The organism is Curtobacterium sp. ODYSSEY 48 V2 (assembly GCF_023712625.1).
GTDB lineage: Bacteria > Actinomycetota > Actinomycetes > Actinomycetales > Microbacteriaceae > Curtobacterium.
On sequence record NZ_JAMAXX010000002.1, the window covers coordinates 344,793 to 368,437 of the forward strand.

Sequence of the window (23,645 nt, forward strand, 5' to 3'; positions counted from 1 at the left end):
GTACGGCGGAGAGGACGAGGGCGCGCGGACCGCGCAGACAGGGCAACCGCCTGAACGGATCCGAGTATTCCGCTTCCGTGTGTCGTCCTCGTGAACAGGTCCACCCCGAGCGCGGTCAGCGCAGGATCGCGAACCCGTCGCCGTCGCCGTGCGGGACCACGCTGCGTCGGGCGACGTCGGTGACCGTGGCGGTCGGCGGACCGGTGCGGAGGAACGCCATGAGGGCCTCGACCGCCTCGGACGGCCCCTCGGCCTCGACCTCGACGGTCCCGTCGAACAGGTTCCTGGCGTACCCGTCGAGTTCGAGCCCGTCTGCCTTGCGTGCGGTCCAGTACCGGAAGCCGACCCCCTGCACCGAGCCGGACACCACGGCGTGCACCCTCGTCACCGTCGTCATGGCGCCAATGTAGGCACGTCTGGGACCCTGCACGTTACGGCGCTGTTCCGGTTCCGTGAACCGCCTGATAGTGTCATTGCAACCCGAACACTTCGAGTCATCATGACACAATCACCTCCCACCAGCATCCGCGTCGCGGTCTCCACCGTGATCGTCGCCCTGCGCCCGCACCCCGACACCGGTGCCCCGGCGCTGTGGATGCCGCTCGTGCGCCGCGTCGCCGATCCGTTCGAGGGGTCGTGGGCGCTGCCCGGTGGCTGGGTCGGACCGGACGAGGGGCTCGAGGACTCCGCCGCGGCGCGCCTGCGCGAGACGACGAACGTGCAGCCGCGGTACCTCGAGCAGCTGTACGCGTTCGGCGACGTCGACCGTTCGCCGAGCCGCGTGGTGTCGATCGTCTACTGGGCGCTCGTCCACCCCGACGAGGCCGAGTCCGTCCCCGACGACTGGAACGTCCGCTGGTTCCTGGCCGACGAGCACCCCGCACTCGCGTTCGACCACGACCACATCGTCGCCTACGCCCTCTGGCGGCTCCGCAACAAGGTGTCGTACTCGCGGATCGCGCAGGCGTTCCTCGGTGACCGGTTCACCCTCGCCGAGCTGCGCGGGGTGTACGAGGCCGTGCTCGGGCGGACGCTCGACCCCGCGAACTTCCGTCGACAGGTCGCGCAGTCCGACGCCGTCATCGCGACGGACGAGACCACGAGCGGTGACCGGCACCGCCCGGCTCGGCTGTACCGCTCGAACCCCGACCTGGCCTACGCGGACAACGGCCCGCTGCAGCCCGCCCACCCCCGGCAGCACCACCCGCAGAACCGATAGGAACCACAGTGTCCATCGCCACCACGATCGAGCTCATCTCCAACGGCAAGGCCGACGGCAGCACCTGCACCCCCGACCTCGCCGCGCCGACCTGGGACTTCGACAGCCGCCCGGGCTACGGCCCCGGCTCGTCGATGTCCGACGTCATCCCGACCTCCGCACCGCGGCAGGGGCAGCTCCCCGACGAGTACCGGACCGCGAGCGACGCGGAACTCCACGAGCGCATCGAGCGGGCGAAGGCGACGCTGGGGGACCGGGTCGTCGTGCTCGGCCACTTCTACCAGCGCGACGAGGTCGTCCGGCACGCGGACTTCCTCGGCGACTCGTTCCAGCTCGCGAACGCCGCCCTGACCCGGCCCGACGCCGAGGCCATCGTGTTCTGCGGCGTCCACTTCATGGCGGAGACGGCGGACATCCTCGCCCGTGACGACCAGCGTGTGGTCCTGCCGAACCTCGCCGCCGGGTGCTCGATGGCGGACATGGCCGACATCGACAGCGTCGAGGCGGCCTGGGCCGAGCTCGCCGCTGTGTACGGCACCGAGCCCGACGCCGACGGGCGCGTGCCGGTGATCCCCGTCACGTACATGAACTCCGCCGCCGACCTCAAGGCCTTCTGCGGCCGGAACGGTGGGATCGTCTGCACGTCGTCGAACGCGGCGACCGTGCTCGAGTGGGCGTTCGAGCGGGGGCAGCGCGTGCTGTTCTTCCCCGACCAGCACCTCGGTCGGAACACCGCGAAGGCCATGGGGATCAGCACCGACCGCATGCCCATGTGGAACCCGCGGAAGGCGCTCGGCGGCAACGACGCACAGACCCTGCTCGACGCGCAGGTGGTCCTCTGGCACGGGTTCTGCTCGGTGCACCGCCGGTTCACGGTCGAGCAGATCGACCAGGCCCGCCGGGAGGACCCCGGTGTGCAGGTCATCGTGCACCCCGAGTGCCCGATGGCCGTCGTGGACGCCGCGGACGCTGCGGGCAGCACCGACCTCATCCACCGGACCGTCGCCGCCGCCACCGCACCGACCTCGTTCGCGATCGGGACCGAGATCAACATGGTGAACCGGCTCGCGGCCGAGTACCCGCAGCACCGGATCACCTGCCTCGACCCCGTCGTCTGCCCCTGCTCGACGATGTACCGGATCCACCCGGGCTACCTCGCCTGGGTGCTCGAGGCACTCGTCCGCGGCGAGGTCCTCAACGAGATCACGGTGCCCGCCGACGTGCAGGCCGACGCCCGGGTCGCGCTCGAGCGCATGCTCGCCGCGAAGCCCCGCGGCTGACGGCCCCGCGCGAGGACACCGGGGACCGCACCGTGCACGTCGTCATCGTCGGGTCCGGCATCGCCGGGCTCACCGCCGCGATCCGCGCCAGCGCCCGCCACGACGTCACCCTGGTGACGAAGGGCGGGCTCGCCGACGGCGCCACCGCCGCTGCCCAGGGCGGGATCGCCGTCGCGCTCGGCGCCGACGACGCCGTCGCGCTGCACGAGCACGACACCCACGTCGCGGCCGTCGGTGGGGCCGATGCGCGCGCCGTCGCGCTGCTCTGCGCCGAAGGGCCCGCCCGGGTGCGGGACCTGCTCGCGCTGGGCGTCCCGTTCGACCGGACGTCGGACCCCGCGTCCCTCGACCGCCACGGCGACGACCTGGCACGCGGGCGCGAGGCCGCGCACGGTCGCTGGCGCGTCCTGCACGCCGACGGCGACGCCACGGGCGCCGCGGTCGAGCGCACGCTCGTCGCCGCCCTGCACCGGCAGCACGTCACGGTCCTGGAGCGCACCTGCCTCACCGACCTGGTCGTCCGGGACGGAGCGGTGGTCGGTGTGGACGTGCTCGACCTGCTCGGCGAGCCCCGACGCATCGAGGCGGACACGGTCGTGCTCGCCTCCGGGGGCGCCGGCCACCTGTACCGCGAGACGACCAACCCGCTGGTCGCGACCGGCGACGGCGTCGCAGCGGCCTGGCGGGCGGGGGCCGTCCTCGCTGACCTGGAGTTCGTCCAGTTCCACCCGACCCGGCTGGCCGTGCCCGACGGTGGGCTCCTCTCCGAGGCGGTCCGCGGCGAGGGTGCCGTCCTGCGCGACGCCGCCGGACGACGCTTCATGAGCGCCGTGCACCCGGACGCCGAGCTGGCGCCGCGCGACGTGGTCGCCCGCGGCATCGCAGCCGCCGTCCGCGACCAGGGCGGCGCCCCCGTGCTCCTCGACGCCACGGGGCTCGGCGCGGACCGGCTCGTCGCACGCTTCCCCGGCCTCACCCGCGCGACCCGCGCGGCCGGCTTCGACTGGACGCGGGAGGGCGTGCCGGTCGCCCCGGCGGCGCACTACGCGATGGGCGGGATCGCCACCGACAGCGAGGGGCGCACCAGCCTCCCCGGACTGCTCGCCGTCGGCGAGGCCGCCTGCACCGGCGTCCACGGCGCGAACCGACTCGCGTCGAACTCCCTGCTCGAGGGGCTCGTCTTCGGCGTGCGGACCGCCGACGCGATCGGTGCCCCACGACCCGCGCAGCTGCGCCTGCGCGGCGACGCGGCCCTGCCCGTGCGCACCGTCCCCGACGACCAGGTGGGCACGGAGGCGGAGCCGCACCGTGCCTCCCGGCCGGACGGAGGGGTGCCGGGATCGACGCCGCACGGGACGGACCGCAGCGGACGGCCTGGAGGCGCCGCCCACCCGGACCGTGCCACCGACCTCCGGCAGGCGGTCCAGACCGAGATGACGGAGCGGGTCGGCCTGCTCCGGGACGCGGACGGACTCGCCGCCGCACGTCGCGCGCTCGCTGCGCTCCGGTCGCCGGTGGCGCGCACCGTGCGGGACCACGAGGACCGCGCCCTGCTCGACCTGGCGCGGGTCACCGCGCTCGCGGCGGCTTCCCGGACCGAGTCGCGCGGGTCGCACGCGCGCACCGACCACCCGGAGACCGATCCCTCCGCGCCGGTGTCGACCGGGTGGGTCCGCGCCGTCCGGCGCGGCAGCGCCCCGGCCTCCGTCCAGTCCAGCAGCACAGCGCAGTCCAGCAGCACCGCGCAGTCCAGCAGCACCGCGCCCGTCCAGCAGGGAGTCCCCGCATGACCACCACCACCGCAGCCGACCCCGGGACGATCCCGCCGCACGCCCTGCGTCGCGTGATCGAGACGGCGCTCGAGGAGGACGCTCCGTGGGGTGACGTCACGAGCGAGACGCTCATCCCCGTCGACGCCCGCGCGACCGCGACCCTGGCCGCCCGCGAACCCGGCGTGCTGTCTGGCGGCGCGGTGTTCGCCGCCGTGATGCACGCCGTCGACCCCACGGTGCGCACGGAGCTGCACGTGGCCGACGGCGAGCCCTTCGACGCCGGACAGGTCCTCGCCACGGTGCACGGCCCTGCGCGCTCGGTCCTGCGCGCCGAGCGGGTCGGGCTCAACCTGGTGCAGCGGATGTCCGGCATCGCGACCGTCACCGCGCGGTACGTCGCGGCCGTCTCGGGGACGGGCGCACGGATCGTCGACACCCGCAAGACCACTCCGGGCCTCCGGGCCGTCGAGCGGTACGCCGTGCGCTGCGGCGGTGGCCACAACCACCGGAACTCGCTGTCCGACGCCGTCCTCGCCAAGGACAACCACCTGGCCGTGCTGCTCGCCGGCGGCACCGCGATCGGCGACGCCGTCCGCGGAGCCCGTGGTCGGCTCGGGCACACGGTCCACCTGGAGGTCGAGGTCGACCGGCTCGACCAGGTCGAACCCGTGGTCGCGGCCGGTGTCGACACGATCATGCTCGACAACTTCACGCCGGAGCAGCTCGTCGAGGGCGTGCGGCTGGTCGCGGGCCGTGCGCTCGTCGAGGCCTCCGGCGGGGTCGCGCTCGACACGGTGGGCGCCATCGCGCGCACCGGGGTCGACGTCGTCTCCGTCGGCGCACTCACCCACTCGGCGCGGGCGCTCGACCTCGGGCTCGACGTCGACGTGACCGGCGGCTGACCCGGTGTTCTACCTCGATCGCGCCGCGACCACCCCGGTCCGCCGCGAGGTGCTCGAGGCGATGTGGCCGTACCTCACCGGCGTCTTCGGCAACCCGTCGTCCACGCACGGGGTGGGCGAGGCGGCCGCCCGGGGACTCGCCGACGCCCGGGCGACGATCGCCCGGTTCCTCGGGTGCCGTCCGGGCGAGGTCGTCCTCACCACCGGCGGCACCGAGGGTGCGAACACCGCGGTCAAGGGCATCGCGCTCGCGGCACCCCGCGGCCGGCACGTCGTCACGAGCGCGATCGAGCACGAGGCGGTGCTCGAGAGCTGCCGGTACCTGGAGCGCCACCACGGGTTCACCGTCACGCTCGTGCCGGTCGAACGCGACGGGACCGTGACGCCCGAGGCGCTCGCGCGGGTCGTCCGTCCGGACACCACGCTCGTCTCGGTGGCACACGCCGACAACGAGGTCGGCACCGTGCAGGACCTCCCGGCCCTCGCGGCGGTCGCGCACCGCGTCGGCGCCCGGTTCCACACCGACGCCGTGCAGAGCGCTCCGTGGCTGCCCCTCGGGCTCGACCGGCTCGGCGTCGACGCGCTGTCGTTCTCCGGGCACAAGCTCGGCGCACCGAAGGGCACCGGCGCACTCGCGGTCCGGGGTGGGGTACCGCTCGAGCCGCTGCTGCACGGCGGGGGACAGGAGCGGGGGAGACGGTCGGGGACCGAGGACGTCGCCGGAGCGGTCGCCCTCGCCACCGCGGTGTCGCTCGTCGAGGGGGCCCGGGGCGCCGCTGCCGCCCGTGCGACCGTGACCCGGGACGCCGTGGTCGAGGGCGTGCTGGCGTCGGTGCCCGGTGCCGTGCTGACCGGGGCGGCGCCGGTCGGGTCGGCGCTGGGCGGGGCGGGTCGGCTCCCGGGGCACGCGTCGTTCTGCTTCCCGGCGGTGCCGGGTGGTCCGCCGGCGGTCAACGGCGAGACCGTGCTGCTCGAACTCGAGGAGCGCGACGTCGTGACCTCCTCCGGGAGCGCCTGTGCCGCGGGGAGCACCGAGGCCTCACACGTCCTCACCGCCCTCGGACTGTCGGAGGACACCGCGCGCACGGCCCTGCGACTGACGTTCGACGACGGGCTCACGGACGAGGACGTGGCCGTCGTGGTGCGGGCGGTCGCCGAGTCGGTCGCCGCGGTTCGGCGCCTGAGCTGAGTGTACTAGACGTTCTACTCCATAGTTGGGGGTGATGTCCCCCCTTCTGCGGACAGCGATCGTCCGTCACGATGGGGCCATGGCGAACGCGATCACCACCCGGGACCGACAGGAGGTCCCCTTCCGTGCGGTCCAGCTCCTGCCGGCACCCGCGACCGTGGTCGCCATCGCACTCGCCGCGCAGCACGACCTCGGCACCGCCCCGCTCGGCGCCATCGCGACCGTGGGGGCACTCGCCACCGTCGTGAGTGCCCTGCTCCCGACGGTCGGCACCGCGCCACTCCGTCGGGCCATGCCCGCCCCCAGCGAGACGGACCGGTACCGAGGAGACACCGAACACCTCTGAGGAACCCACCACCCGAGGCCAGCACCGCGCGGTCCCGTCCCCCCCCCCCCCCCCCCGGGGCCCGCGGTGCTCATGACCGGACGCAGCACCCCTGACCGCGTCCGGCGCCGGACACGACATCCCCTGTCGTCGTGCCCGAGCGGCCGCCGCGCCCGTCGTGGACGCGGCGCCGGACCCTGACCGGCGCCGTACCCCCTGTCAGTCCACGACGGGTCGCGGTGGCGTCGAACGGCCGCGCAGCTGCCGTCCCACCGTCGAGCGGCGGCCGCCCGGTCGTCGTGCCCGGGGGTGAGCGTGTCAGCGTGTCAGCGTGCCGGCGGCTCGGGGACGCCCGGCCAGACGTAGTCCAGGTCGTCGGGCACGTCGGGGAACAACGGTCGGTAGTGCTCCGGCGCCTTCTGCACGAGCTTCGACCGGTGCGAGGCGTGCACCGCCGGGTCGGTGTTCCACGCGGGCACCGCGAAGTCGCCGCGCTCGTACGCGACCAAGTCCTCGGGGACCAGCCCGAGGTCGGCCAGGGTCTTCTCCAGGCAGGTGTCGGCGTGCCCGCGCTCGAGCCACACCCGGCACGTCGCGTCCTGGTAGGCCATCAGCGCCGGGCGGTACCCGCGCCACATGGCGACGACGGGGTGGTGCTGCCAGCCGTAGTCCGGCAGGGTCAACGCCCGCATCACCTGCAGGGTCTCGACGCGCTGCTTGCCGAGTCGCTTGTCGTCGAGGACCTCGGCCGAGGCGCGGAAGTCGGCGTACGGCAGGAACGTCTGCATCACCCGGACGGTACCCGCGCGTGCTGGTGGGCGACACAAGTCGTCACACCCGGACGGGCCCTCGGACGACGTGTGAGCATCGACCGCATGGACGGAGCACTCGTCGTCGGCGTCAGCGGCAGCCCATCGGACCCCTCGCGCACCTCGACCCTGGTCGGGGCGACCGTGGCGCGCATGGCGGAGGACCTGCCGGACGCCCGGACCGCACAGGTCGAGATCGGACCTCTGCTCGCGGACCTCGGTGCCGCGCCCTCCCGCGAGGCGATGTCGGACCGCACCCGGCGAGCGCTCGAGACCGTCGAGGCAGCGGACGTGCTCGTCGTCGGCAGCCCGGCGTTCCGGGCCGCCTACTCCGGTGCCTTCAAGCTCTTCTTCGACTGGGTGGGGCAGTACGACCTCGTCGACACCCCGGTGCTCCTGACCGCCACGGGCGGCAGTGACCGGCACGCACTGCTCGTCGAGCACCAGATGCGCCCGCTGTTCGGCTTCTTCCAGTCGACGACCCTGCCGCTCGGCGTGTTCGGGAACGAGCGCGACTTCACCAAGCGCGAGGGCGGGTACGACATCGCCAGCGTCGACCTCGAGCTGCGCATCGACCAGGCGGTCCGGCGCGCGCTGCCGATCGTCCGCGGAGGGTTCGCCGCCGTCGGCGCCGACGACGTCCGCCGTCCCGCCGACTTCTAGCCGCCGCCCGCCCGCCGCTCGCGGTCGCACGACGCGCCGCCGGTCGCGCCGCCGAGCGGGCACGACACGCCGCGCGTCGTCCGCCGAGGGGGCGACGTACGTCACGGTCGAGCGCGACCGTGACGTACATCGCCCGCTCGGAACCTCACCGGGACGGGACGGGACGGGACGGACGGGACGGACGGGACGTCTGGACGCGGGGCGGACGGGAGGCGCGTGGCGGGCGGGTGCCGCGCCTCCAGGCCGTCAGTCGGTCGGGTCGGCCACCAGCGACGCGACGTGGGCGACCGCCAGGCGGTAGCCGTCGGCGCCCGCACCGGCGATGACCGCGGTCGCCGCCGTCGCGACGTGGTCGACGTGCCGGAACGGCTCGCGCTTCCACGTGTTCGAGAGGTGCACCTCGACGACCGGGACGCTCAGTGCCTCGACCGCGTCGTGCAGCGCGACCGAGGTGTGCGCGTAGGCGGCGGGGTTGATGACCACCGCGACGAAGTCGTCCAGCGCCTCGTGCAGCCACTCGACGAGCTCGCCCTCGCGGTTGGTCTGCCGGAAATCCGCCTCGAGCTCGTGGACCGCCGCCTCGGTGTGCACGATCGCCTCGAGCTCGGCGAGCGTCACGGTGCCGTACTGTGCCGGGTCGCGACGCCCGAGGATGTCGAGGTTCGGCCCGTTCAGGACGAGGATCCGCCGGGGGCGTGTCGTGGTGTCGGTGACCGGGTCGCTCATGGGGAGAGCCTACCGAGCGGCGGGGCTGCGGCGACGGCGACGGATGCGCGAGCTGTGTGAACGGTCACATCGCGGTGTAACGTTCCCGCTCGGGTCGGCGCAGTTGCCGACTGCAACACACTGATGTGGAGATCGCATGGTTCTCGCTGCGGCGACCAACGGGATCCGGCTCGAACTGGGCTGGGTCGACTACTTGATGATCATCGTGTACTTCGCGGTGGTCATCGGCATCGGGTTCACCGCCCGCAAGCAGGTGCGGACGAGCATGGACTTCTTCCTGTCCGGCCGCTCGATGCCGGCCTGGATCACGGGCCTGGCGTTCGTGTCCGCGAACCTCGGCGCGACCGAGATCCTCGGCATGGCCGCGAACGGCGCGCAGATCGGCATGGCGACGCTGCACTACTACCTCATCGGTGCCGTGCCCGCGATGGTGTTCCTCGGGCTCGTGATGATGCCCTTCTACTACGGGTCCAAGGTCCGGTCGGTGCCGGAGTTCATGCTCCGCCGCTTCGGCAAGGCGCCGCACCTGGTGAACTCGATCGCGTTCGCGGTGTCGAACGTGCTCATCGCCGGCATCAACCTCTACGCCATGGCGATCGTCATCGAGGCGATGCTCGGTTGGCCGGAGTGGCTCGCGATCCTGGTGTCCGCCGCGTTCGTGCTCGCCTACATCACCCTCGGTGGCCTGAGCAGCGCGATCTACAACGAGGTCATGCAGTTCTTCGTGATCATCGCGGGCCTCGTGCCGCTGACGATCGTCGGCCTGCACCGTGTCGGCGGGTGGGGCGGTCTCACCGAGGCCATCAAGCAGACCCAGGGCGTGCAGCACCTGCAGGCCTGGACGGGTACCGGCATCGGCGACGTCACGAACCCGATCGGGGCGAACTGGCTCGCCATCGTGCTCGGCCTCGGCTTCGTGCTCTCCTTCGGCTACTGGACGACGAACTTCACCGAGGTGCAGCGCGCGTTCTCGGCGAAGAACATGTCGGCAGCCCGCCGGACCCCGCTCATCGCGGCGATCCCGAAGCTCTTCATCCCGTTCATCGTCGTCGTGCCGGGGCTCATCGCCGCGGCCGTCGTGGGCAACCAGTTCGCCTCGGGGGAGCTGACCTACAACGACGCGATCCCGAAGCTCATCCAGATGTACCTGCCGACCGGCGTGCTCGGCATCGCGGTGACGGGTCTGCTCGCCTCGTTCATGGCGGGCATGGCGGCGAACGTCTCGTCCTTCAACACCGTCTTCACGTACGACATCTGGCAGCGGTACATCAAGCCGAACATGCCCGACCTGCACTACCTGAAGACCGGTCGCTGGGTCACGGTCGTCGGCGTGGTCGTCGGCATCGGCACGGCGTTCCTCGCCGCGCAGGCCGGCAACATCATGACCTACATGCAGACGCTGTTCTCGTTCTTCAACGCACCGCTCTTCGGCGTCTTCATCCTCGGACTGCTGTGGAAGCGGATGACCACCCAGGGCGCGCTCTGGGGCTACGTGCTCGGCATCGTGACGCCGACGATCACCTGGATCGCGTACCTCGTGGACCCGTCGCTGTTCTCGACGGCGACGGCGGAGACGATGTACGGCGCGATCATCTCGTTCGTCACGGTGCTCGTCGTCGGCGTGCTCGTCTCGCTCGCCACGAAGCCGAAGGACGTGTCGGAGCTCGGCGGCCTGGTGTACGGCGTCGGCAAGATCGACATGACCGCCGGTGCCGTCGCGACGGACACCGCCTGGTACCGCTCGCCCGCGCTGCTCGGCACCGTCGCGCTCGTGCTGTGCGTCGCCCTCTACCTGCCGTTCCTCTAGGCCCGGACCCGAAGGAGTACTCCCATGCGTGAGGACACCACGAAGCTCACCGAGGAGCAGGCGGCGCTCGTCCGCTCCACCCGCCGACTCGACCTGCGCCGCATCCTCGGCGGCCTGTTCGTGCTCTACGGCGTGATCACCACCATCGTCGGCATCGTCCACTGGGACACCGACCCCGAGAAGACCGGCGGCATCCACATCAACCTGTGGGTCGGGCTGTCGCTGCTCGTCGGCGGGCTGCTCTTCTTCCTGTGGGACCGGCTGAACCCGGTGCCTGCCGAGGACATCGTCGGGCAGGCCGAGGCCGAGGCCGACCAGCGCGCCGCAGGCGAGGGGCGCGAGCGGGTCTGACCCCGCTGCGCGCGGCTGCACGGCCCGCCTGACACGAACGGGCGTACCCGGCACGAACGGGCGTACCTGGTCGGTCGATCCGACCTGGTACGCCCGTTCTCGCTTCGCGCTTCGAGCGTTCTGGGAAACACCGGGCGGCCAGGAGGCACGGGGCGGTTGACGGCGTCGGTCATCGTTCCTAGCATTGACATGTCGGTCGCGTGTTGCTCGACCGGAAGTGAGCCCCGGATACGCCTGCAGCCAGCGCGGGCCCGGGGCTTCGCGCTGTCCGGGCCTCGGGGCCCCGGTGTCACGACACGTCGGTTCGCTCCATCGCACGACGAGTTGCTTCAGCGCACGACGACGATCTCTGCGCCGATCTCCTCGTGCATCCCGGACGCGTACGCGCCGCAGGCCAGGTCTGCGAGGGCGACAAGGGGCTCGTCCGTCCCTCGGACGTGCTCGTACCGGACCGATCGACCGACGCCTCGTCGACGGAGCGCATCGAACATCGACCGATCGGCAGCATCACAGGAGGCTCCTCGCGACTCGAGCACGACGTGCTGCACCCCGCGGACCTCGAGCTCCCACACGAGGCGCTCCAAGCACGACCGACGTCGCCGCTCCGCTCGCGCAGGGGCACCGTCGTAGCGAACGACCAAGACCGCTGCCGCGACGGCGAGCAGGTCCAGCCAGGAGATGCGCTGTGTCCGGAGCGCCTCGTACCAGTGCAGCTTCCGCATGCGGGAGGGCTTGGCTGACCGGACCGCCGCACGCGCAGTCTCGGCTCGGCATTGAACGACCACCACCGCCGCGAGGACGTAGCTGGTGTGATCGAGCCCACCGCCGGGCTCTGACTCGTCGACGTAGGCCCGCTCCATGTGACCAGAGTATGACGTACCAGTCGGTTGCAGAGAGGAACGGTTGCGCTCGACGGGCGGCTGCGCCAGGTTGGTGCTCGACGAAGGGAACCACCGTGGAGCAGATGGTGTTCATCAACCTGCCGGTCACCGACCTGGACCGGGCAGTCGGCTTCTACGAGGCGCTCGGCTACACGGTGAACCCGGAGTTCACCGACGAGACCGCCGCGTGCATCGTCGTGAGCAGCACCGTGTACGTGATGCTCCTCACGCATGCGAAGTTCCAGGAGTTCACCGACGGGACGATCGCCGCCCCCGGGACGGTCGAGGTGATCAACTCGCTGAGCGCAGCCTCGAAGGACGAGGTGCACCGCATCGTCGACGCCGCCGTCATGAGCGGCGGGAACGAGGACCGCCCGGAGACCGACCTCGGCTTCATGTACCAGCGCAGCTTCACCGACCCGGACGGCCACCGGTGGGAGTACGTCTGGATGGACCAGGCCGCGATGACGGGCGACGGCACCGACCGGTGACCCCGGGGTCGTCGGTGCGGTCGGCCAGGATGGACGCGTGAGCGACGACCCGACGATGATCCCCGACGGCCTGGTGACCGGAGAGGACGGCCTCGCGCGCCCGGTCTGGGCCGCGACCGACCCGATGCTCCGCGAGTACTACGACACCGAGTGGGGCATGCCGGTCCGCGACGAGCGCGGGGTGTTCGAGCGGTTGTCGCTCGAGGCGTTCCAGTCCGGGCTGTCCTGGCGCACGATCCTGTCCAAGCGCCCCGCGTTCCGCGCGGCCTTCGCGGACTTCGACCCGGACGTGGTCGCGGTCTTCGGGGACGACGACGTCGAGCGCCTGATTGCGGACGCCGGCATCGTCCGGAACCGGGCGAAGATCCGCGCGACGATCACGAACGCGAACGCGACGATCGCCCTGCGCGCCGACGGTGGGCTCGCCGACCTCGTGTGGTCCTTCCGGCCGGACGCGACACCGGCGCCGCGGACGATCGCCGAGGTCCCGACGACGAGCGAGGCGTCCGTGGCGCTGTCGACGGCCCTGCGGAAGCGCGGGTTCGCGTTCGTCGGGCCCACGACGATGCACGCCCTGATGGAGGCACTCGGCATCGTCGACACGCACCTGGTCGGCAGTCACCGACGCGGCACGTCCGGCGTCTGGGCCTGACAGGCCGCGATCAGTCGAGCGGGAGCTGCATCTGCGTCGCGGTGACGCGGTAGCCGAGCGCGGCGTACAGGTCCTGCGCGCCCGTGTTGTACCCGAACACGTTGAGCCCGATGCTCGTGGCGCCGTGCTCACGGGCGACCCGCTGCCCGGCCTCCAGCGCCCGTCGGGCGTGACCGCGGCGACGGAACGGCTCGTCGACCTCGACGTCGAACACCCACCACTCGGTGCTGCCCGACGAGAACGGTCCGATCCAGAGGTACCCCACGACGGCGTCCGCGTCGTCGACCAGGTCCCAGACGAAGTGGTCGGGCAGGGGTGCCCCGTCCGGGAACCACTGGTCGAGCGAACGCTGCTTGTTCGCCTCGGCCTGCTCGCGGGTCTCACCGGCCCGCATGCGCGATCCGACGTACTCCGCCATCGTGCGGTCCAGCCAGGCCGGGAGGCGCGTGGCCGGCATCGGGACGAGCCGCGTGTCCGTCACCGGTTGCCCTTGGACCCGCGTTTCGGCTTGCCGTTGCCGAGTCGCTGGGTGCCCGGTCGTCCGGTCCCGCGCGGCTTGCGCGCGCCCTTGCCGCCCGCCTTGCCGCCGGCGGCCTGCTTCGCGGTGGCCTTGCCACCACCGGCGCGGGCGGTGCTGCCGCGACCGGCTCCGGAGCCGTCCCGCGTGCCGCGCGAGCCGGCGTCGTCGGCGTTCGTCGTGCCTCCCGGTCGGTCGGCGGCGTTCCGCGAGCTGTTGGCGGTGCGACCGCGCACGACACCGATGAACTCCTCGGTGGTGTCGGAGGCGTCCGCGTCGCGCCAGACGAGGGCGATCCGGGTGCCCGCTGCGCCGTCGAGGGGCTTCGCCACCAGGTCCTTGCGGCTGGACGCGCGGAAGAGGGACTGGGGGAGCACGACGACTCCGACGTTCGCCTCGACCAGGTCGAGGGCGGCGGACACGTCCTCCGGCACGGGCCCGGCGTCGACGACGTGCACGTCGGCCAGGTCGGCCTCGGTCACCACGTCGGAGGAGGCGAGGGACGCGTCCTTCGGCATCGCGACGACGGCCGTCTCGGTCCAGAGCGGGATGGCGTTGAGGTGGGCGCCGACGGGCATCCGGGCGAAGGCCATGTCGGCCTCGCCGGTGAGCGCGTCGTCGACCTCGGTCGGTCCGATCGGCAGCAGGCCGAGCTCGGCGTCCGGGAAGCGTTCCCGCCAGACCCGGACCCACTTCGCGGGGGAGACCCCCGGGACGAAGGCGATGGTGAGGGCCGCGGTCATGCAACCGAGTGTAGGGGCCGTACCCTGGTACGCATGGCGCAGGAACAGACGATGAAGCCCGAGACGGCTGCGAAGAAGCTCGGCATCCTGCTGGCGGCAGCCCCGGAGTCGTTCCGCGCGGAGCCGGTCACCCGGACCGCCTTCGACGAGCTCCGCACGCAGCCGCCGGCGTGGCTCGAGGAACTCCGTCGCGAAGGGCCGCACCCGCGTCCGGTCGTCGCGCAGAAGCTCGGCGTGTCGATCTCCGGCCTGGTGCGTGCCGGGGTCGAGGAGCCCCTGACCACCGCCGAGGTCAAGGCCCTCCTGCAGGAGATGCCCGAGTGGCTCGTGCGTGAGCGTGCGACGCAGGCCGAGGTGCACGCCGAGAACGCCCGCGTGAAGCAGGAGCGTGCCGACAAGGCCGCTGCGCGCGCCCAGGACTGACCGACCGGACCGACCCGGACGCCGCTCGCCGTGACCGCCGTGCACGAGACCGTCGCCGACGCGATGCTCGTCGTGCCGCAGTTCGCATCGGTCTGCTGCATCGTGGGGGACCGCTACCGGCCCCGACCGGGTGTGATCGTCCCCGCCGCGGTGATGCTCGTGGCGATGGTGCTCCCCGTCGTGCAGGCGGGCGCCTCGTGGACGTTGCTGGCCGCGGCGACGCTGCTGCTCCTCGCGCCGCTGCCCGTGCTGCGGCGCCGTCGGCCGGACGGGCGTCGGGCGGAGCCGATGGACGTGCACCGGGCACTGTCGTCGGTCGTGATGGCCGGCATGCTCCTGATGGGGCACGCGACCGGGCTGTCCGACGGGCACGCCGGACACGGGATCGCGCTCTCCGCGGTCCTCGGAGCCGGTGTGATCGGCTACTGCGCGTTCAGCGGGTGGCTGCTCCGGTACGAGTGGGCGCGCGAGGACCGTCGAGCCGTCCGCAGCGGTGAGGTCTTCGCGATGACGGTCGCCGTGGTCGGGATGACGCTGGCGATGTAGCGCGGGGGTCGACCAGCGGTAACGTCGGGGCGTGTCCGACCGAACCGTCCGTCGCCCCGATCCCGCACCGCGCCTCGACGAGGTCGACGAGCGCATCCTCTGGACCCTCGCCGGCGACGCCCGGATGCCGAACAACCGGCTGGCGGCCGCGGTCGGGGTCGCGCCGTCCACGTGCCTGACGCGGGTGCGCGCGCTCGAGGACGCCGGGGTGATCCGCGGCTACCGGGCCGACGTCGACGTCGCGAAGCTCGGGTTCGCGATCGAGGCGATGGTGTCCGTCCGGGTGCACGCCGCGGCCCGGCACGAACTGCGCGACTTCGCGAAGCGCCTGCTCCGGGTGCCCGTCGTGCAGGACGTGGCGTTCCTCGCCGGCGACAAGGACTTCCTCGTGCACATCGCCTGCACGTCGACGGAGCAGCTGCGGGACTTCGTCGCCGACGAGCTGAGCGGGGACCCCGCCGTCGCGACGACGCAGACGAACATCGTGTTCGAGCGGCTCGTCGCGGACCGCGCGCACCAGGGGCGGTCGTTCGACGAGCTCCGCCGCTGGCGCGCCTGACCCGGGCCGACGACCTCGCACCGACCCGGGACGCGGACGACAGTGCGCTCAGCGGGTGCGCATCATCGGGACGTGCGGGATGGCGTCCTCGAGGAAGTCGTCGCCGGACCGCACGAAACCGAACCGGCCGTACCACTGCTCGAGGTGCGCCTGCGCGTTGATCGCGATCGACGACGAGCGGGACTCGGCGATCGCCGCCTCCATGAGCTGCGCCCCGAGCCCCTGCGACCGCGCGTGCCGGGCGGTGGCGACGCGGCCGATGCGCTCGGTGCCGTCGTCCTCGCGGAGCAGCCGGAGCGTGGCGTCCACCGAGCCCTGTCCTGCCCAGAACTGCACCGTGCCCGGCTCGAGGTCGCGGCCGTCGATGTCCGGGTAGGCGCACTCCTGCTCGACGACGAACACGTCCTGTCGGAGCCGCAGGATCTCGTGCAGCGTCACGATGTCGAGGTTGCGCGTCGGGGCGGAGAAGATCGAGACCACGTGCGGCCTTTCCTGAGAATTTCTTCCGTGACCGGTTCCGGTCCGGGATCGATCGGCGTACAGTGCCGGTCAACCACTCTACGTGCGCAGCCGAGATCAGGAGGTGAGCGCATGGACCAGCCGTTGCGCGACCCCTGGCGCGCGCTGCTCCGGACCGCCCTCGTGGGCGTCGGGGTCGCCGCTGCGCTCGTGCTGCTCTCGCTGCTCCTCGGTGCCCGTCCGGCCGCAGCAGCCGAGGGGGCTCCGCAGCAGCGCGGGCTGGTCAGCGGGCTGGTCCAGGACGTCGGCGACACCGTGCAGGGAGCGACGCAGGCCGTCGACAGTGCGGTCGCCCCCGTGCGGCAGGCCGTCGCACTGCCCGCCGCTGCCCCGGTGCCAGCGGCTCCGGCTCCCGCCCCCGCTGCTCCGGCTCCCGTCGCTGCCGCTCCGGCTCCTGCCGCCGCGGCTCCCGCCCCGGCGCGTCCCGCACCGCCGGCACCGCCGGTCGTGCAGCACGCCGCACCGGCCGTCCCAGCGACCAGCCCGCAGACGCCGGCGGCCCAGCAGACGACGACCGCACAGCAGACGCCGGCGGCCCAGCAGGCCCCGTCCACGCCGCAGGCGTCGCCGACTCCGCCGACCGGCACCGCCGCGATCCCGGCCACGCCGACGACCGCCGGTGGTGAGGACGTGGCGAGCAGTGCCTCCCGGCCGCTCACCGACACCCTCACCGGCGCCCTCCGCCCCGTCACCGAGACGGTGCAGACGGTCACGGGAGCACGGCCCGTCACGGGCGTCGTCGACACGGTCGACAGCGTGGTCGGCGCCCTCCCGGTGACCCGCGACCTGCTCGGTGACGACACCGTCGGCACCGTCACCGCGCCGGTCACCGGAGCGCTCGACGACGTGGTCGACGGTGTCGGGACGACCGTCGGATCGCTGCCCGGCACGGTCGAGCAGGTCCTCCCGCCCGTCGAGGACGCGCTCCCGGTCCTGCCGCTCCCGGTGACGCCGGTCCTGCCGCTCCCCGTCTCGCCGGCCCCGCTGCCGCCCCTCCTGCCGGGAGGCACGGCGCCCGTCCCCGGGACCGCGCCGACCGCGGTGGGCGGCACGGACGAGCAGCCGGTGCGCGTCCGGCACGACGCGCCCACCCCGGCCTCCGCCGTCGCCGTGGACGGCGCCAGCGGCCCACTGACGGTGGCCGGTGTCCCGGCAGTACCGGGTGACGTCGCACGCGACGTCGCTCCGGCCATCGAGCACGTGGCGGTCGCCACCGTCGTCGGTGCTGCCGCCCCGGCCGCTCCGGTGCCGGCCGCGGCGACCGTCGGCGGGGCGGCGCTGCTCGTCCCGGCGGACGGCCACGGCCACGACGGCCTCCCGTCCGGCCCGGGCGTCTCCGGTGCCGCGGGCGGTGCCACCTCCGGCTCCGCGGGCGCCGCGCCCGTCGGGCTCGACGGCACCTCCGGTGTCCGGTTCTCCCTCGTTGTGGGGTCACGCGGCAGCCTCGCCGACGACGTGGTCCCCGCGTCCGTCGTCGGCGACCACGACGTCGCTCCTGACTGAGATCGGTGCGCCTGTCCAGCACGGCAGGCATGCACCACCCGACCGCGATCGCGGTCGGAGGACAGATCTCGATCAGTGAGGAACGAACGACCATGAACAAGTACGTCTCGAGAGGGCTCTGGTTCACCCTCTTCGTCGGCGGCCTGACGCTCGGGGGGACCGCGGTGGCGAACGCCGCCACGACCTCCGGTGACGACGGCCTCCTGTCCGGCACCCAGGTGGCACCGTCGATCAGTGCCCCGGTGTCCGTCTCCGGGAACGCCCTCGGGGTGCTCGGCGACGCCGTGTCCACGACCGGCTCGGCTCCGGCTCCCGCTCCGGCTGCTCCGGCTCCGGCTCCTGCCCCTGCCCCTGCGCCGGGCACCTCGGGTGACGACGGCATCGCGTCCGGCACCCAGGTCGCGCCCGTCGTGACGGCACCGGTGCAGGCGACCGGCAACGCGGTCGCCGTGGCGGGCGACGCCGTGGCGACCGCTCCGGCGCCCGCTTCGGCTCCCGCGCCCGCCCCGGCTCCTGCTCCTGCTCCGACGACGACCGGCTCGGACGCTGTCGCGTCGGGGACGCAGGTCGTCGGTGACGTCACCGCTCCGGTGTCGGTCACCGGCAACGCCGTCGGTGTCGTGGGTGACGCGGAAGCCGCTCCGGCGTCCGCTCCGGCCGCGGCGACGAGCAGCCCGGCGGTCCCGGAACCGGCAGCCGAGCCGGTGACGTCCGGTTCGGACGGCATCGCGTCCGGGACGCAGGTCGCCCCGGTCGTGTCCGTCCCCGTGACCGTCGGCGGCAACGGCATCGGGGTGCTCGGTGACGGCTCCGCGACGGGGACGGCGCCGACCGCTGCCCCGGGTTCGGGTTCGGGTTCGGGTTCGACCCCGACCGCGGGTGGCACGACGTCCGGTGACGACGCTGTGCTCGGTGGCACGCAGGTGTCACCGATCGTCGACCTGCCGATCACGATCGGCGGGAACGGCATCGGCGTCGTCGGAGACGGCACCAGCACCGGCACCGGCACGACCGGCACCGGCGGGGGTTCGGGTTCGACCCCGGTCGTGGGTGGCACGACGTCGGGTGACGACGGCGTGGGCTCCGGGACGCAGGTCGCCCCGGTGGTCGCGATCCCGGTGACCGTCGGTGGGAACGGCATCGGCGTCGTCGGTGACGGCACCAGCACCGGCACCGGCACGACCGGCACCGGCTCGGGATCGGGATCGACCCCGGCCGCGGGTGGCACGACCTCCGGCGACGGTGGTCTGCTCGGCGGGACGCAGGTGATCCCCGTGATCAGTGTGCCGATCACCGTCGGCGGGAACGGCATCGGCATCGTCGGTGACGGCACCAGCACCACGACCCCGGGCACGACCCCGGGTACCGACCCGGGCACCGACCCCGGTACGGACCCGGGCACCGACCCCGGTACTGACCCCGGTACGGACCCCGGTACGGACCCGGGTACTGACTCCGGTACGGACCCGGGCACTGACCCCGGTACGGACCCGGGGACCGACCCCGGTACGGACCCGGGCGTGACGCCCGGTGACACGACGGGCGGGACGACCCCCGGCACCTCGGTGCCGGAGGCGACCACCGTCCCGGTCGCGAGCACGGAGGTCACCGCGGCCGGCGCGGTCACGGCGACCAGCGCCTCCCGGTCGACCGTGGCGTCCTCGACGGGGACGACCGCCGCTGCTGCGCCGGCGGCGCAGCCGGAGCTCGCGTACACCGGAGCCGGCTCGCAGACGGTCCCGGCGGGCATCGCGTTCCTGCTCCTGCTCCTCGGAGCCAGCGTGCTCGTGCTCCGCAGGCGCACCGCCTGACACCAGGGAGTCGGAGGGGCGTCGTCCGCGGCGCCCCTCCGACCTGTGTCCGCGAGCCGGATGCCGCTGTGGAGCGCCTGGAGCATCCCTGGGAGCGATCAGTGCCCAACCTGTGCGCAGTGGAAGCGCTTCCGAGGCTGTGCGGCAGCGGTGCGGGGCCACGATGAACCCGTGCTCCACGAACTCCTCCGCGTCCCGATCACCGGCAGCCGCCTGCTCGTCCCGGTGTACGTCCTCGCAGCCCTCCTCGCCGGGTGGGTCCTGGTCGGTCCGGTGCACGAGCGGCACCGGCTGCGTCGTGCCGCGGTCCGGGTCGGGGGAGCGGCGGTCGGAGCGGCGATCGGCCTCGTCGCCGTGTGGTGGACCGGCGACGTGCAGGACGACTTCGGCGTGCAGTTCACCCCGGTCACCCGGATGTGGGTGGCGTTCGCGTTCGCGGGTGTGGCGCTCCTGCTCGTCGTGGCGGTGCAAGGCGGGTGGCTCGCACGGGTCCTCGCCGTCGCCGCTGCCGGTGCGCTCGTGCTGTCGGCGGGCCTCGGTGTCAACGTGGACTTCGGGTTCTACAAGAACATCGAGCAGGCCGTCGCGACCAACCCCTACCGGAGCCGGGACCTGCCGCCGCTGTCGGACCCGGGGTCGCACCTCGAGGTCGACGCGGCGGACTGGCACGCGCCGGCGGGCATGCCGTCGAAGGGCGAGACCATCAGCGTGACGATCCCGGGGACGGTGTCGCACTTCCGGGCGCGCAAGGCGGTGGTCTGGCTCCCGCCGGCCGCACAGGTGGCCCACCCGCCGCGGCTGCCCGTCCTCGTCGCGCTCTCCGGGCAGCCCGGGCAACCGGCCGACATGTTCCAGACCGGCGACCTCGGCAGCTTCCTCGACCGCTACGCCGCCGCACACCACGGCCTCGCCCCGATCGTCGTGTCGCCGGACCAGCTCGCGGCGCCGAACCGGAACCCGATGTGCGTGGACTCCCGGCGCCTCGGCAGGAGCGCCACCTACGTGATGACCGACACGGTGCACTGGATCGAGCGGCACCTGCCGGTCGCCAGCGGAGCAGGAGCCTGGGGCATCCTCGGGTTCTCGCAGGGCGCGACGTGCACGATGCAGTTCTCCACCGAGCACCCCGACGTCTTCGGTGCGGCCCTGGCGATCTCGAGCGAGCTCGCCCCGGTGACCGGCGACGCGCAGCGGAGCACCGCGCTGGCGTTCGGTGGTTCGGCTGCCGCCTACCGTGCCGCGGCGCCCGTCGCGATCATGGCGGCGCACGGGCCGTACCACGACCACCTCACCGTCTTCGGCTACGGTCAGGACGACGCCCCCTACCGGGCGTCGACCGAGACCCTGCACACCGCAGCGGTCCGTGCGGGCATGCAGACGCAGGTCATCGTGTCGCCGGGTTCGGCGCACGACTGGAACACCGTGCGGTACGTGCTGGCCCACGGACTGCCGGTCGTCCTGGCACACCTCGGTCTCCCGCAGGAGGACGGTGCGCTGTGAGCAGGACCACGTCAGGAGCGGCCGCCCTCGGGTCGCGGATCGTCAGGTCGACCCGGCGGCACCCGGTCACGGCGGTCGTCGTCGTCCTCGTGCTCCTCACCTCGATCGCGGGCCTCGTCGTCCGCGTCGTCGGGCACACCGGCTCCCTGGACACCGTGCACTTCGGACCCTTCCGGGTCTTCGCCGTCACCACCGGGGCGCTGGCGCTCGCCCTCACCCTCGTTGGTGTGGTGGCGCTCGTCGGGGCGTCGGAGCGACTGATGGGCAGCAGGCGGACGGCCCTCGCGTTCGTCGTGACCACCGTCGTCGGCACGGGGCTCGGCGCCCTCACGGCCCTCGTCGACCAGGACGGCCGCGCGGCCGGCGCGCTGCTGCTCGGACGCGCGACGAGCTTCGACCCGTGGACGGCCATCGTCGGGACGATCGTCACCGCGAGCGCGTTCGCCGGTCCGCTGTGGCGCCGACGGATCCGGGTCAACGTCGTCGCCGTCGTCGCCGCGCTGCTGCTGTACGCCGGACACGCCTCGGACCTCTACGCATCGCTCGCGGCGGCGGCCGGGTGGCTGCTCGGCGACCTGCTCCGCCGGGGCCCCGCCCGGATCGGCTGGACCAGGAGCTCGCACCGCGAGACCCGGGTCCTGCTCGGCACCGTGGTCCTCGTGTCGGCCGTGGGTCCGGTCATCGCGCTCCTCTCCCGTGCCCGCGTCGGGCTCCTGGCCCCGCTCGCGGCCGTCGTCGGCACCGGGCCGGTCACCCCCGTCCACGGCTGCCACGCGGACAGCGCGTCGGGCGAGTGCCTGCGGGGGCTGCTGGCGTACCGGGCCACCGACCCGTGGACGCTCGTCCTCGCGGTCGCACCGCTCCTCGTGCTCCTCGTCGCCGGCCTCGGGCTGTTCCGGGGGAGTCGCTTCGCGGTCTGGCTCGCCGTGGTCGTCGACGTCGTGCTCGCCGTCGCTGCCGCCGTGACCTACGGGCTCCTGCCCGCCGGGGCGGCGGAGCTGCACGGGGCCGAGAACCGGTTCGTGGTAACCGTCTCGGTGACCGCCTCCGTCGTCGTGCCGCTCGCCACCGCGCTCGTGCTCGTGCTGCTCCGCCGTTCGTTCACGGTGCTGCCCGCACGGCGACGCGTCGTGACCTTCGCCGTGGTCGTCCTCGTCGCACTCGGCGTGGTGACGACCGTCGTGCTCGTCACCGCGGCGTCCACGCGCGAGACGGTCGCGGACCCGTTGCGGCTCGTCGTCGCAGCGCTCGGCCCGCTGTCGCCCGTGGTGTTCTGGGACCGGCTGGCGTCCCTCGACCCGGCGCTGCGCTTCGTGCTCGGCGCCGCTGGCCCGGTGCTCTGGCTGGTCGTGGCCGGTGCCGCCGTCCGTCCCACGGGCGCCGTCGAGCCGGACGCCGACGTCGACGGACTCCGCGAGAGCCGACTCCGCGCCCGCACGCTGCTCGAGGCCGCCGGCGGCGACACCTTCGGGTGGATGACCACCTGGCAGGGCAACGCGTACTGGTTCAGCGAGGACGGCCGCGCCGGTGTCGCGTTCCGCCGCAACGGGCGGGTCGCGGTGACGGTCGGCGGTCCCTTCGGGTGGCCGGACGCCCGCGACGCGGCGATGGTCGCGTTCGCGCGGTGGTGTGACGACAACGGCTGGACCGCCGTCTTCTACGGCATCGGCACCGAGGCCGCCGGGACCCTCACCGCGCAGGGGTGGGAGACGCTGCCGGTCGCGGAGGACGCGGACTTCGACCCTCGCACGTGGACCACGAGCGGCAAGAAGAAGCAGGACGTCCGCACCGCCGTGAACAAGGCGGACCGCGAGGGCATCACCGCCCTGTGGTCCTCGTGGCAGGACCTGCCCCCGGCGACGGTCCGGCAGATCGAGGCGATCTCCGAGGAGTGGGTCTCGGAGCGCGAGCTGCCCGAGATGGGCTTCACGCTCGGTGGCGTCGACGAGATGCGGGACCCGGCGGTGCGCACGCTCGTCGCGCTCGACCCCGAGGGCACCGTCCTCGCCGTCACGAGCTGGCTGCCGAGCCACCGGGCCGGCAGGGTCGTGGGGTGGACGCTCGACGTGATGCGGCGCACGGGCGCGGCCCCGAACGGAGTGATGGAGTTCCTCGTCGCGAGTGCGGCGCAGCGGATGCGCGAGGACGGCGTCGAGCGGCTCAGCCTGTCCGCCGCACCGCTCGCGCAGTCCGCCGAGGGTGCCCCCGCGGGCGAGGGCGTGCAGGACCTGCTCGACCTGGTGGGCGGCGTGCTCGAACCGGTCTACGGGTTCCGCTCGCTGCTGCGCTTCAAGGCGAAGTTCGGGCCGGGGCTGCACCCGCTGGTGCTCGCCTACCCGGACCCGGTGGCGCTCCCGGCGATCGGTGTCGCCGTCGTGCGGGCCTACCTGCCGGACCTGTCCCTGCGGCAGGCGGTGGCGCTGGTCCGCGGTCGGAGCTGAGACCGGTCCGGCCGTG

General features: G+C 73.3%; 25 protein-coding genes. 18 read left to right on the forward strand and 7 right to left on the reverse strand.

Annotation, left to right across the window (positions count from 1 at the left end):
* Positions 1–115: 115 nt before the first annotated feature.
* Positions 116–397: an acylphosphatase gene (locus tag M3666_RS04310; RefSeq protein ID WP_066655367.1), complete on the reverse strand. Its 282-nt coding sequence runs from the start codon at positions 395–397 to the stop codon at positions 116–118.
* Positions 398–499: 102 nt separating this feature from the next.
* On the opposite strand from M3666_RS04310, the gene M3666_RS04315 reads away from it, so the two are divergent.
* The 6 genes from M3666_RS04315 (at position 500) to M3666_RS04340 (ending at position 6,708) form a co-directional block, all read left to right on the forward strand.
* A complete protein-coding gene (locus tag M3666_RS04315; RefSeq protein WP_209685015.1) occupies positions 500–1,219 on the forward strand; it encodes an NUDIX domain-containing protein in 720 nt (239 codons plus the stop codon).
* Between the two features lie 8 nt (positions 1,220–1,227).
* Positions 1,228–2,499, forward strand: coding sequence for a quinolinate synthase NadA (gene nadA / locus M3666_RS04320; RefSeq protein ID WP_251154584.1), 1,272 nt, complete (start codon positions 1,228–1,230; stop codon positions 2,497–2,499).
* Between the two features lie 32 nt (positions 2,500–2,531).
* Positions 2,532–4,289 (forward strand): FAD-binding protein, encoded by a 1,758-nt coding sequence (locus tag M3666_RS04325; RefSeq protein ID WP_251154585.1) that lies wholly within the window; start codon positions 2,532–2,534, stop codon positions 4,287–4,289.
* Complete coding sequence (gene nadC, locus M3666_RS04330; RefSeq protein ID WP_251154586.1) at positions 4,286–5,173, forward strand: carboxylating nicotinate-nucleotide diphosphorylase; 888 nt, start codon at positions 4,286–4,288, stop codon at positions 5,171–5,173. Before M3666_RS04325 ends, nadC begins: the two co-directional genes overlap by 4 nt.
* Positions 5,174–5,177: 4 nt before the next feature.
* Positions 5,178–6,362 carry a cysteine desulfurase family protein gene (locus tag M3666_RS04335; RefSeq protein WP_066655362.1) on the forward strand — a complete coding sequence of 395 codons (1,185 nt, stop codon included), beginning with the start codon at positions 5,178–5,180 and terminating at the stop codon, positions 6,360–6,362.
* Positions 6,363–6,441: 79 nt separating this feature from the next.
* Positions 6,442–6,708, forward strand: coding sequence for a hypothetical protein (locus M3666_RS04340; protein WP_251154587.1), 267 nt, complete (start codon positions 6,442–6,444; stop codon positions 6,706–6,708).
* Positions 6,709–7,013: 305 nt separating this feature from the next.
* On the opposite strand, the gene M3666_RS04345 is transcribed toward M3666_RS04340, so the two are convergent.
* Entirely contained in the window at positions 7,014–7,475 is a 462-nt protein-coding gene (locus M3666_RS04345; protein WP_209685019.1) for an MSMEG_6728 family protein, read from the reverse strand.
* An 87-nt stretch (positions 7,476–7,562) separates the two neighbouring features.
* Here M3666_RS04345 and M3666_RS04350 point away from each other — a divergent pair, with 87 nt between their 5' ends.
* Positions 7,563–8,159, forward strand: coding sequence for an NAD(P)H-dependent oxidoreductase (locus tag M3666_RS04350; RefSeq protein WP_209685020.1), 597 nt, complete (start codon positions 7,563–7,565; stop codon positions 8,157–8,159).
* A 246-nt stretch (positions 8,160–8,405) separates the two neighbouring features.
* Here the strand turns inward: M3666_RS04350 and aroQ are convergent, their stop codons facing one another.
* Positions 8,406–8,885, reverse strand: coding sequence for a type II 3-dehydroquinate dehydratase (aroQ, locus tag M3666_RS04355; protein ID WP_251154588.1), 480 nt, complete (start codon positions 8,883–8,885; stop codon positions 8,406–8,408).
* 136 nt (positions 8,886–9,021) lie between these two features.
* On the opposite strand from aroQ, the gene M3666_RS04360 reads away from it, so the two are divergent.
* Both M3666_RS04360 and M3666_RS04365 read left to right on the forward strand, forming a co-directional pair.
* Positions 9,022–10,692 carry a sodium:solute symporter family protein gene (locus M3666_RS04360; RefSeq protein WP_251154589.1) on the forward strand — a complete coding sequence of 557 codons (1,671 nt, stop codon included), beginning with the start codon at positions 9,022–9,024 and terminating at the stop codon, positions 10,690–10,692.
* Between the two features lie 24 nt (positions 10,693–10,716).
* Positions 10,717–11,043 (forward strand): hypothetical protein, encoded by a 327-nt coding sequence (locus tag M3666_RS04365; RefSeq protein WP_194074877.1) that lies wholly within the window; start codon positions 10,717–10,719, stop codon positions 11,041–11,043.
* A 329-nt stretch (positions 11,044–11,372) separates the two neighbouring features.
* Here the strand turns inward: M3666_RS04365 and M3666_RS04370 are convergent, their stop codons facing one another.
* Positions 11,373–11,903, reverse strand: a complete 531-nt coding sequence (locus M3666_RS04370; protein ID WP_251159600.1) for a DUF3800 domain-containing protein — start codon at positions 11,901–11,903, stop codon at positions 11,373–11,375.
* A 104-nt stretch (positions 11,904–12,007) separates the two neighbouring features.
* Between M3666_RS04370 and M3666_RS04375 the strand changes: the two genes are divergently transcribed.
* Entirely contained in the window at positions 12,008–12,415 is a 408-nt protein-coding gene (locus M3666_RS04375) for a VOC family protein (RefSeq protein WP_245172227.1), read from the forward strand.
* A gap of 55 nt (positions 12,416–12,470) precedes the next feature.
* Positions 12,471–13,067, forward strand: coding sequence for a DNA-3-methyladenine glycosylase I (locus tag M3666_RS04380; RefSeq protein WP_251154658.1), 597 nt, complete (start codon positions 12,471–12,473; stop codon positions 13,065–13,067).
* A 10-nt stretch (positions 13,068–13,077) separates the two neighbouring features.
* Here the strand turns inward: M3666_RS04380 and M3666_RS04385 are convergent, their stop codons facing one another.
* Positions 13,078–13,548, reverse strand: coding sequence for an N-acetyltransferase (locus M3666_RS04385; protein WP_066655347.1), 471 nt, complete (start codon positions 13,546–13,548; stop codon positions 13,078–13,080).
* On the reverse strand, positions 13,545–14,327 hold the full coding sequence (locus tag M3666_RS04390; protein WP_251154591.1) for a LysR family transcriptional regulator substrate-binding protein: 783 nt from the start codon (positions 14,325–14,327) through the stop codon (positions 13,545–13,547). The genes M3666_RS04385 and M3666_RS04390 overlap by 4 nt, the downstream gene beginning before the upstream one ends.
* A 33-nt stretch (positions 14,328–14,360) precedes the next feature.
* Between M3666_RS04390 and M3666_RS04395 the strand changes: the two genes are divergently transcribed.
* The 3 genes from M3666_RS04395 to M3666_RS17010 are packed head-to-tail and all read left to right on the forward strand — an operon-like array spanning position 14,361 to position 15,855.
* Positions 14,361–14,750 (forward strand): DUF5997 family protein, encoded by a 390-nt coding sequence (locus M3666_RS04395; RefSeq protein WP_066655342.1) that lies wholly within the window; start codon positions 14,361–14,363, stop codon positions 14,748–14,750.
* Between the two features lie 30 nt (positions 14,751–14,780).
* Positions 14,781–15,296 carry a hypothetical protein gene (locus M3666_RS04400; RefSeq protein ID WP_066655339.1) on the forward strand — a complete coding sequence of 172 codons (516 nt, stop codon included), beginning with the start codon at positions 14,781–14,783 and terminating at the stop codon, positions 15,294–15,296.
* A 31-nt stretch (positions 15,297–15,327) separates the two neighbouring features.
* Entirely contained in the window at positions 15,328–15,855 is a 528-nt protein-coding gene (locus M3666_RS17010) for an Lrp/AsnC family transcriptional regulator (protein WP_066655337.1), read from the forward strand.
* Between the two features lie 48 nt (positions 15,856–15,903).
* Here the strand turns inward: M3666_RS17010 and M3666_RS04410 are convergent, their stop codons facing one another.
* Positions 15,904–16,335, reverse strand: a complete 432-nt coding sequence (locus tag M3666_RS04410) for a GNAT family N-acetyltransferase (protein ID WP_209685025.1) — start codon at positions 16,333–16,335, stop codon at positions 15,904–15,906.
* 111 nt (positions 16,336–16,446) lie between these two features.
* Here M3666_RS04410 and M3666_RS04415 point away from each other — a divergent pair, with 111 nt between their 5' ends.
* The 4 genes from M3666_RS04415 to M3666_RS04430 all read left to right on the forward strand — a co-directional run bounded on the left by M3666_RS04415 (position 16,447) and on the right by M3666_RS04430 (position 23,629).
* Positions 16,447–17,877: a hypothetical protein gene (locus tag M3666_RS04415; protein WP_251154592.1), complete on the forward strand. Its 1,431-nt coding sequence runs from the start codon at positions 16,447–16,449 to the stop codon at positions 17,875–17,877.
* A gap of 29 nt (positions 17,878–17,906) precedes the next feature.
* Positions 17,907–19,688 carry a hypothetical protein gene (locus M3666_RS04420; protein ID WP_251154593.1) on the forward strand — a complete coding sequence of 594 codons (1,782 nt, stop codon included), beginning with the start codon at positions 17,907–17,909 and terminating at the stop codon, positions 19,686–19,688.
* 171 nt (positions 19,689–19,859) lie between these two features.
* Complete coding sequence (locus M3666_RS04425; protein ID WP_251154594.1) at positions 19,860–21,188, forward strand: esterase family protein; 1,329 nt, start codon at positions 19,860–19,862, stop codon at positions 21,186–21,188.
* Entirely contained in the window at positions 21,185–23,629 is a 2,445-nt protein-coding gene (locus tag M3666_RS04430) for a DUF2156 domain-containing protein (protein ID WP_251154595.1), read from the forward strand. Before M3666_RS04425 ends, M3666_RS04430 begins: the two co-directional genes overlap by 4 nt.
* Positions 23,630–23,645: the final 16 nt, after the last annotated feature.

What these genes read in the sequence shown, in the direction of transcription:
- M3666_RS04310 (WP_066655367.1), bottom strand. Translation starts at nt 397, where the DNA reads ATGACGACGGTGACGAGGGTGCACGCCGTGGTGTCCGGCTCGGTGCAG.
- M3666_RS04315 (WP_209685015.1), top strand. Translation starts at nt 500, where the DNA reads ATGACACAATCACCTCCCACCAGCATCCGCGTCGCGGTCTCCACCGTG.
- nadC (WP_251154586.1), top strand. Translation starts at nt 4,286, where the DNA reads ATGACCACCACCACCGCAGCCGACCCCGGGACGATCCCGCCGCACGCC.
- M3666_RS04340 (WP_251154587.1), top strand. Translation starts at nt 6,442, where the DNA reads ATGGCGAACGCGATCACCACCCGGGACCGACAGGAGGTCCCCTTCCGT.
- M3666_RS04345 (WP_209685019.1), bottom strand. Translation starts at nt 7,475, where the DNA reads ATGCAGACGTTCCTGCCGTACGCCGACTTCCGCGCCTCGGCCGAGGTC.
- M3666_RS04350 (WP_209685020.1), top strand. Translation starts at nt 7,563, where the DNA reads ATGGACGGAGCACTCGTCGTCGGCGTCAGCGGCAGCCCATCGGACCCC.
- aroQ (WP_251154588.1), bottom strand. Translation starts at nt 8,885, where the DNA reads ATGAGCGACCCGGTCACCGACACCACGACACGCCCCCGGCGGATCCTC.
- M3666_RS04360 (WP_251154589.1), top strand. Translation starts at nt 9,022, where the DNA reads ATGGTTCTCGCTGCGGCGACCAACGGGATCCGGCTCGAACTGGGCTGG.
- M3666_RS04365 (WP_194074877.1), top strand. Translation starts at nt 10,717, where the DNA reads ATGCGTGAGGACACCACGAAGCTCACCGAGGAGCAGGCGGCGCTCGTC.
- M3666_RS04370 (WP_251159600.1), bottom strand. Translation starts at nt 11,903, where the DNA reads ATGGAGCGGGCCTACGTCGACGAGTCAGAGCCCGGCGGTGGGCTCGAT.
- M3666_RS04375 (WP_245172227.1), top strand. Translation starts at nt 12,008, where the DNA reads ATGGTGTTCATCAACCTGCCGGTCACCGACCTGGACCGGGCAGTCGGC.
- M3666_RS04380 (WP_251154658.1), top strand. Translation starts at nt 12,471, where the DNA reads ATGATCCCCGACGGCCTGGTGACCGGAGAGGACGGCCTCGCGCGCCCG.
- M3666_RS04390 (WP_251154591.1), bottom strand. Translation starts at nt 14,327, where the DNA reads ATGACCGCGGCCCTCACCATCGCCTTCGTCCCGGGGGTCTCCCCCGCG.
- M3666_RS04395 (WP_066655342.1), top strand. Translation starts at nt 14,361, where the DNA reads ATGGCGCAGGAACAGACGATGAAGCCCGAGACGGCTGCGAAGAAGCTC.
- M3666_RS04415 (WP_251154592.1), top strand. Translation starts at nt 16,447, where the DNA reads ATGGACCAGCCGTTGCGCGACCCCTGGCGCGCGCTGCTCCGGACCGCC.
- M3666_RS04420 (WP_251154593.1), top strand. Translation starts at nt 17,907, where the DNA reads ATGCACCACCCGACCGCGATCGCGGTCGGAGGACAGATCTCGATCAGT.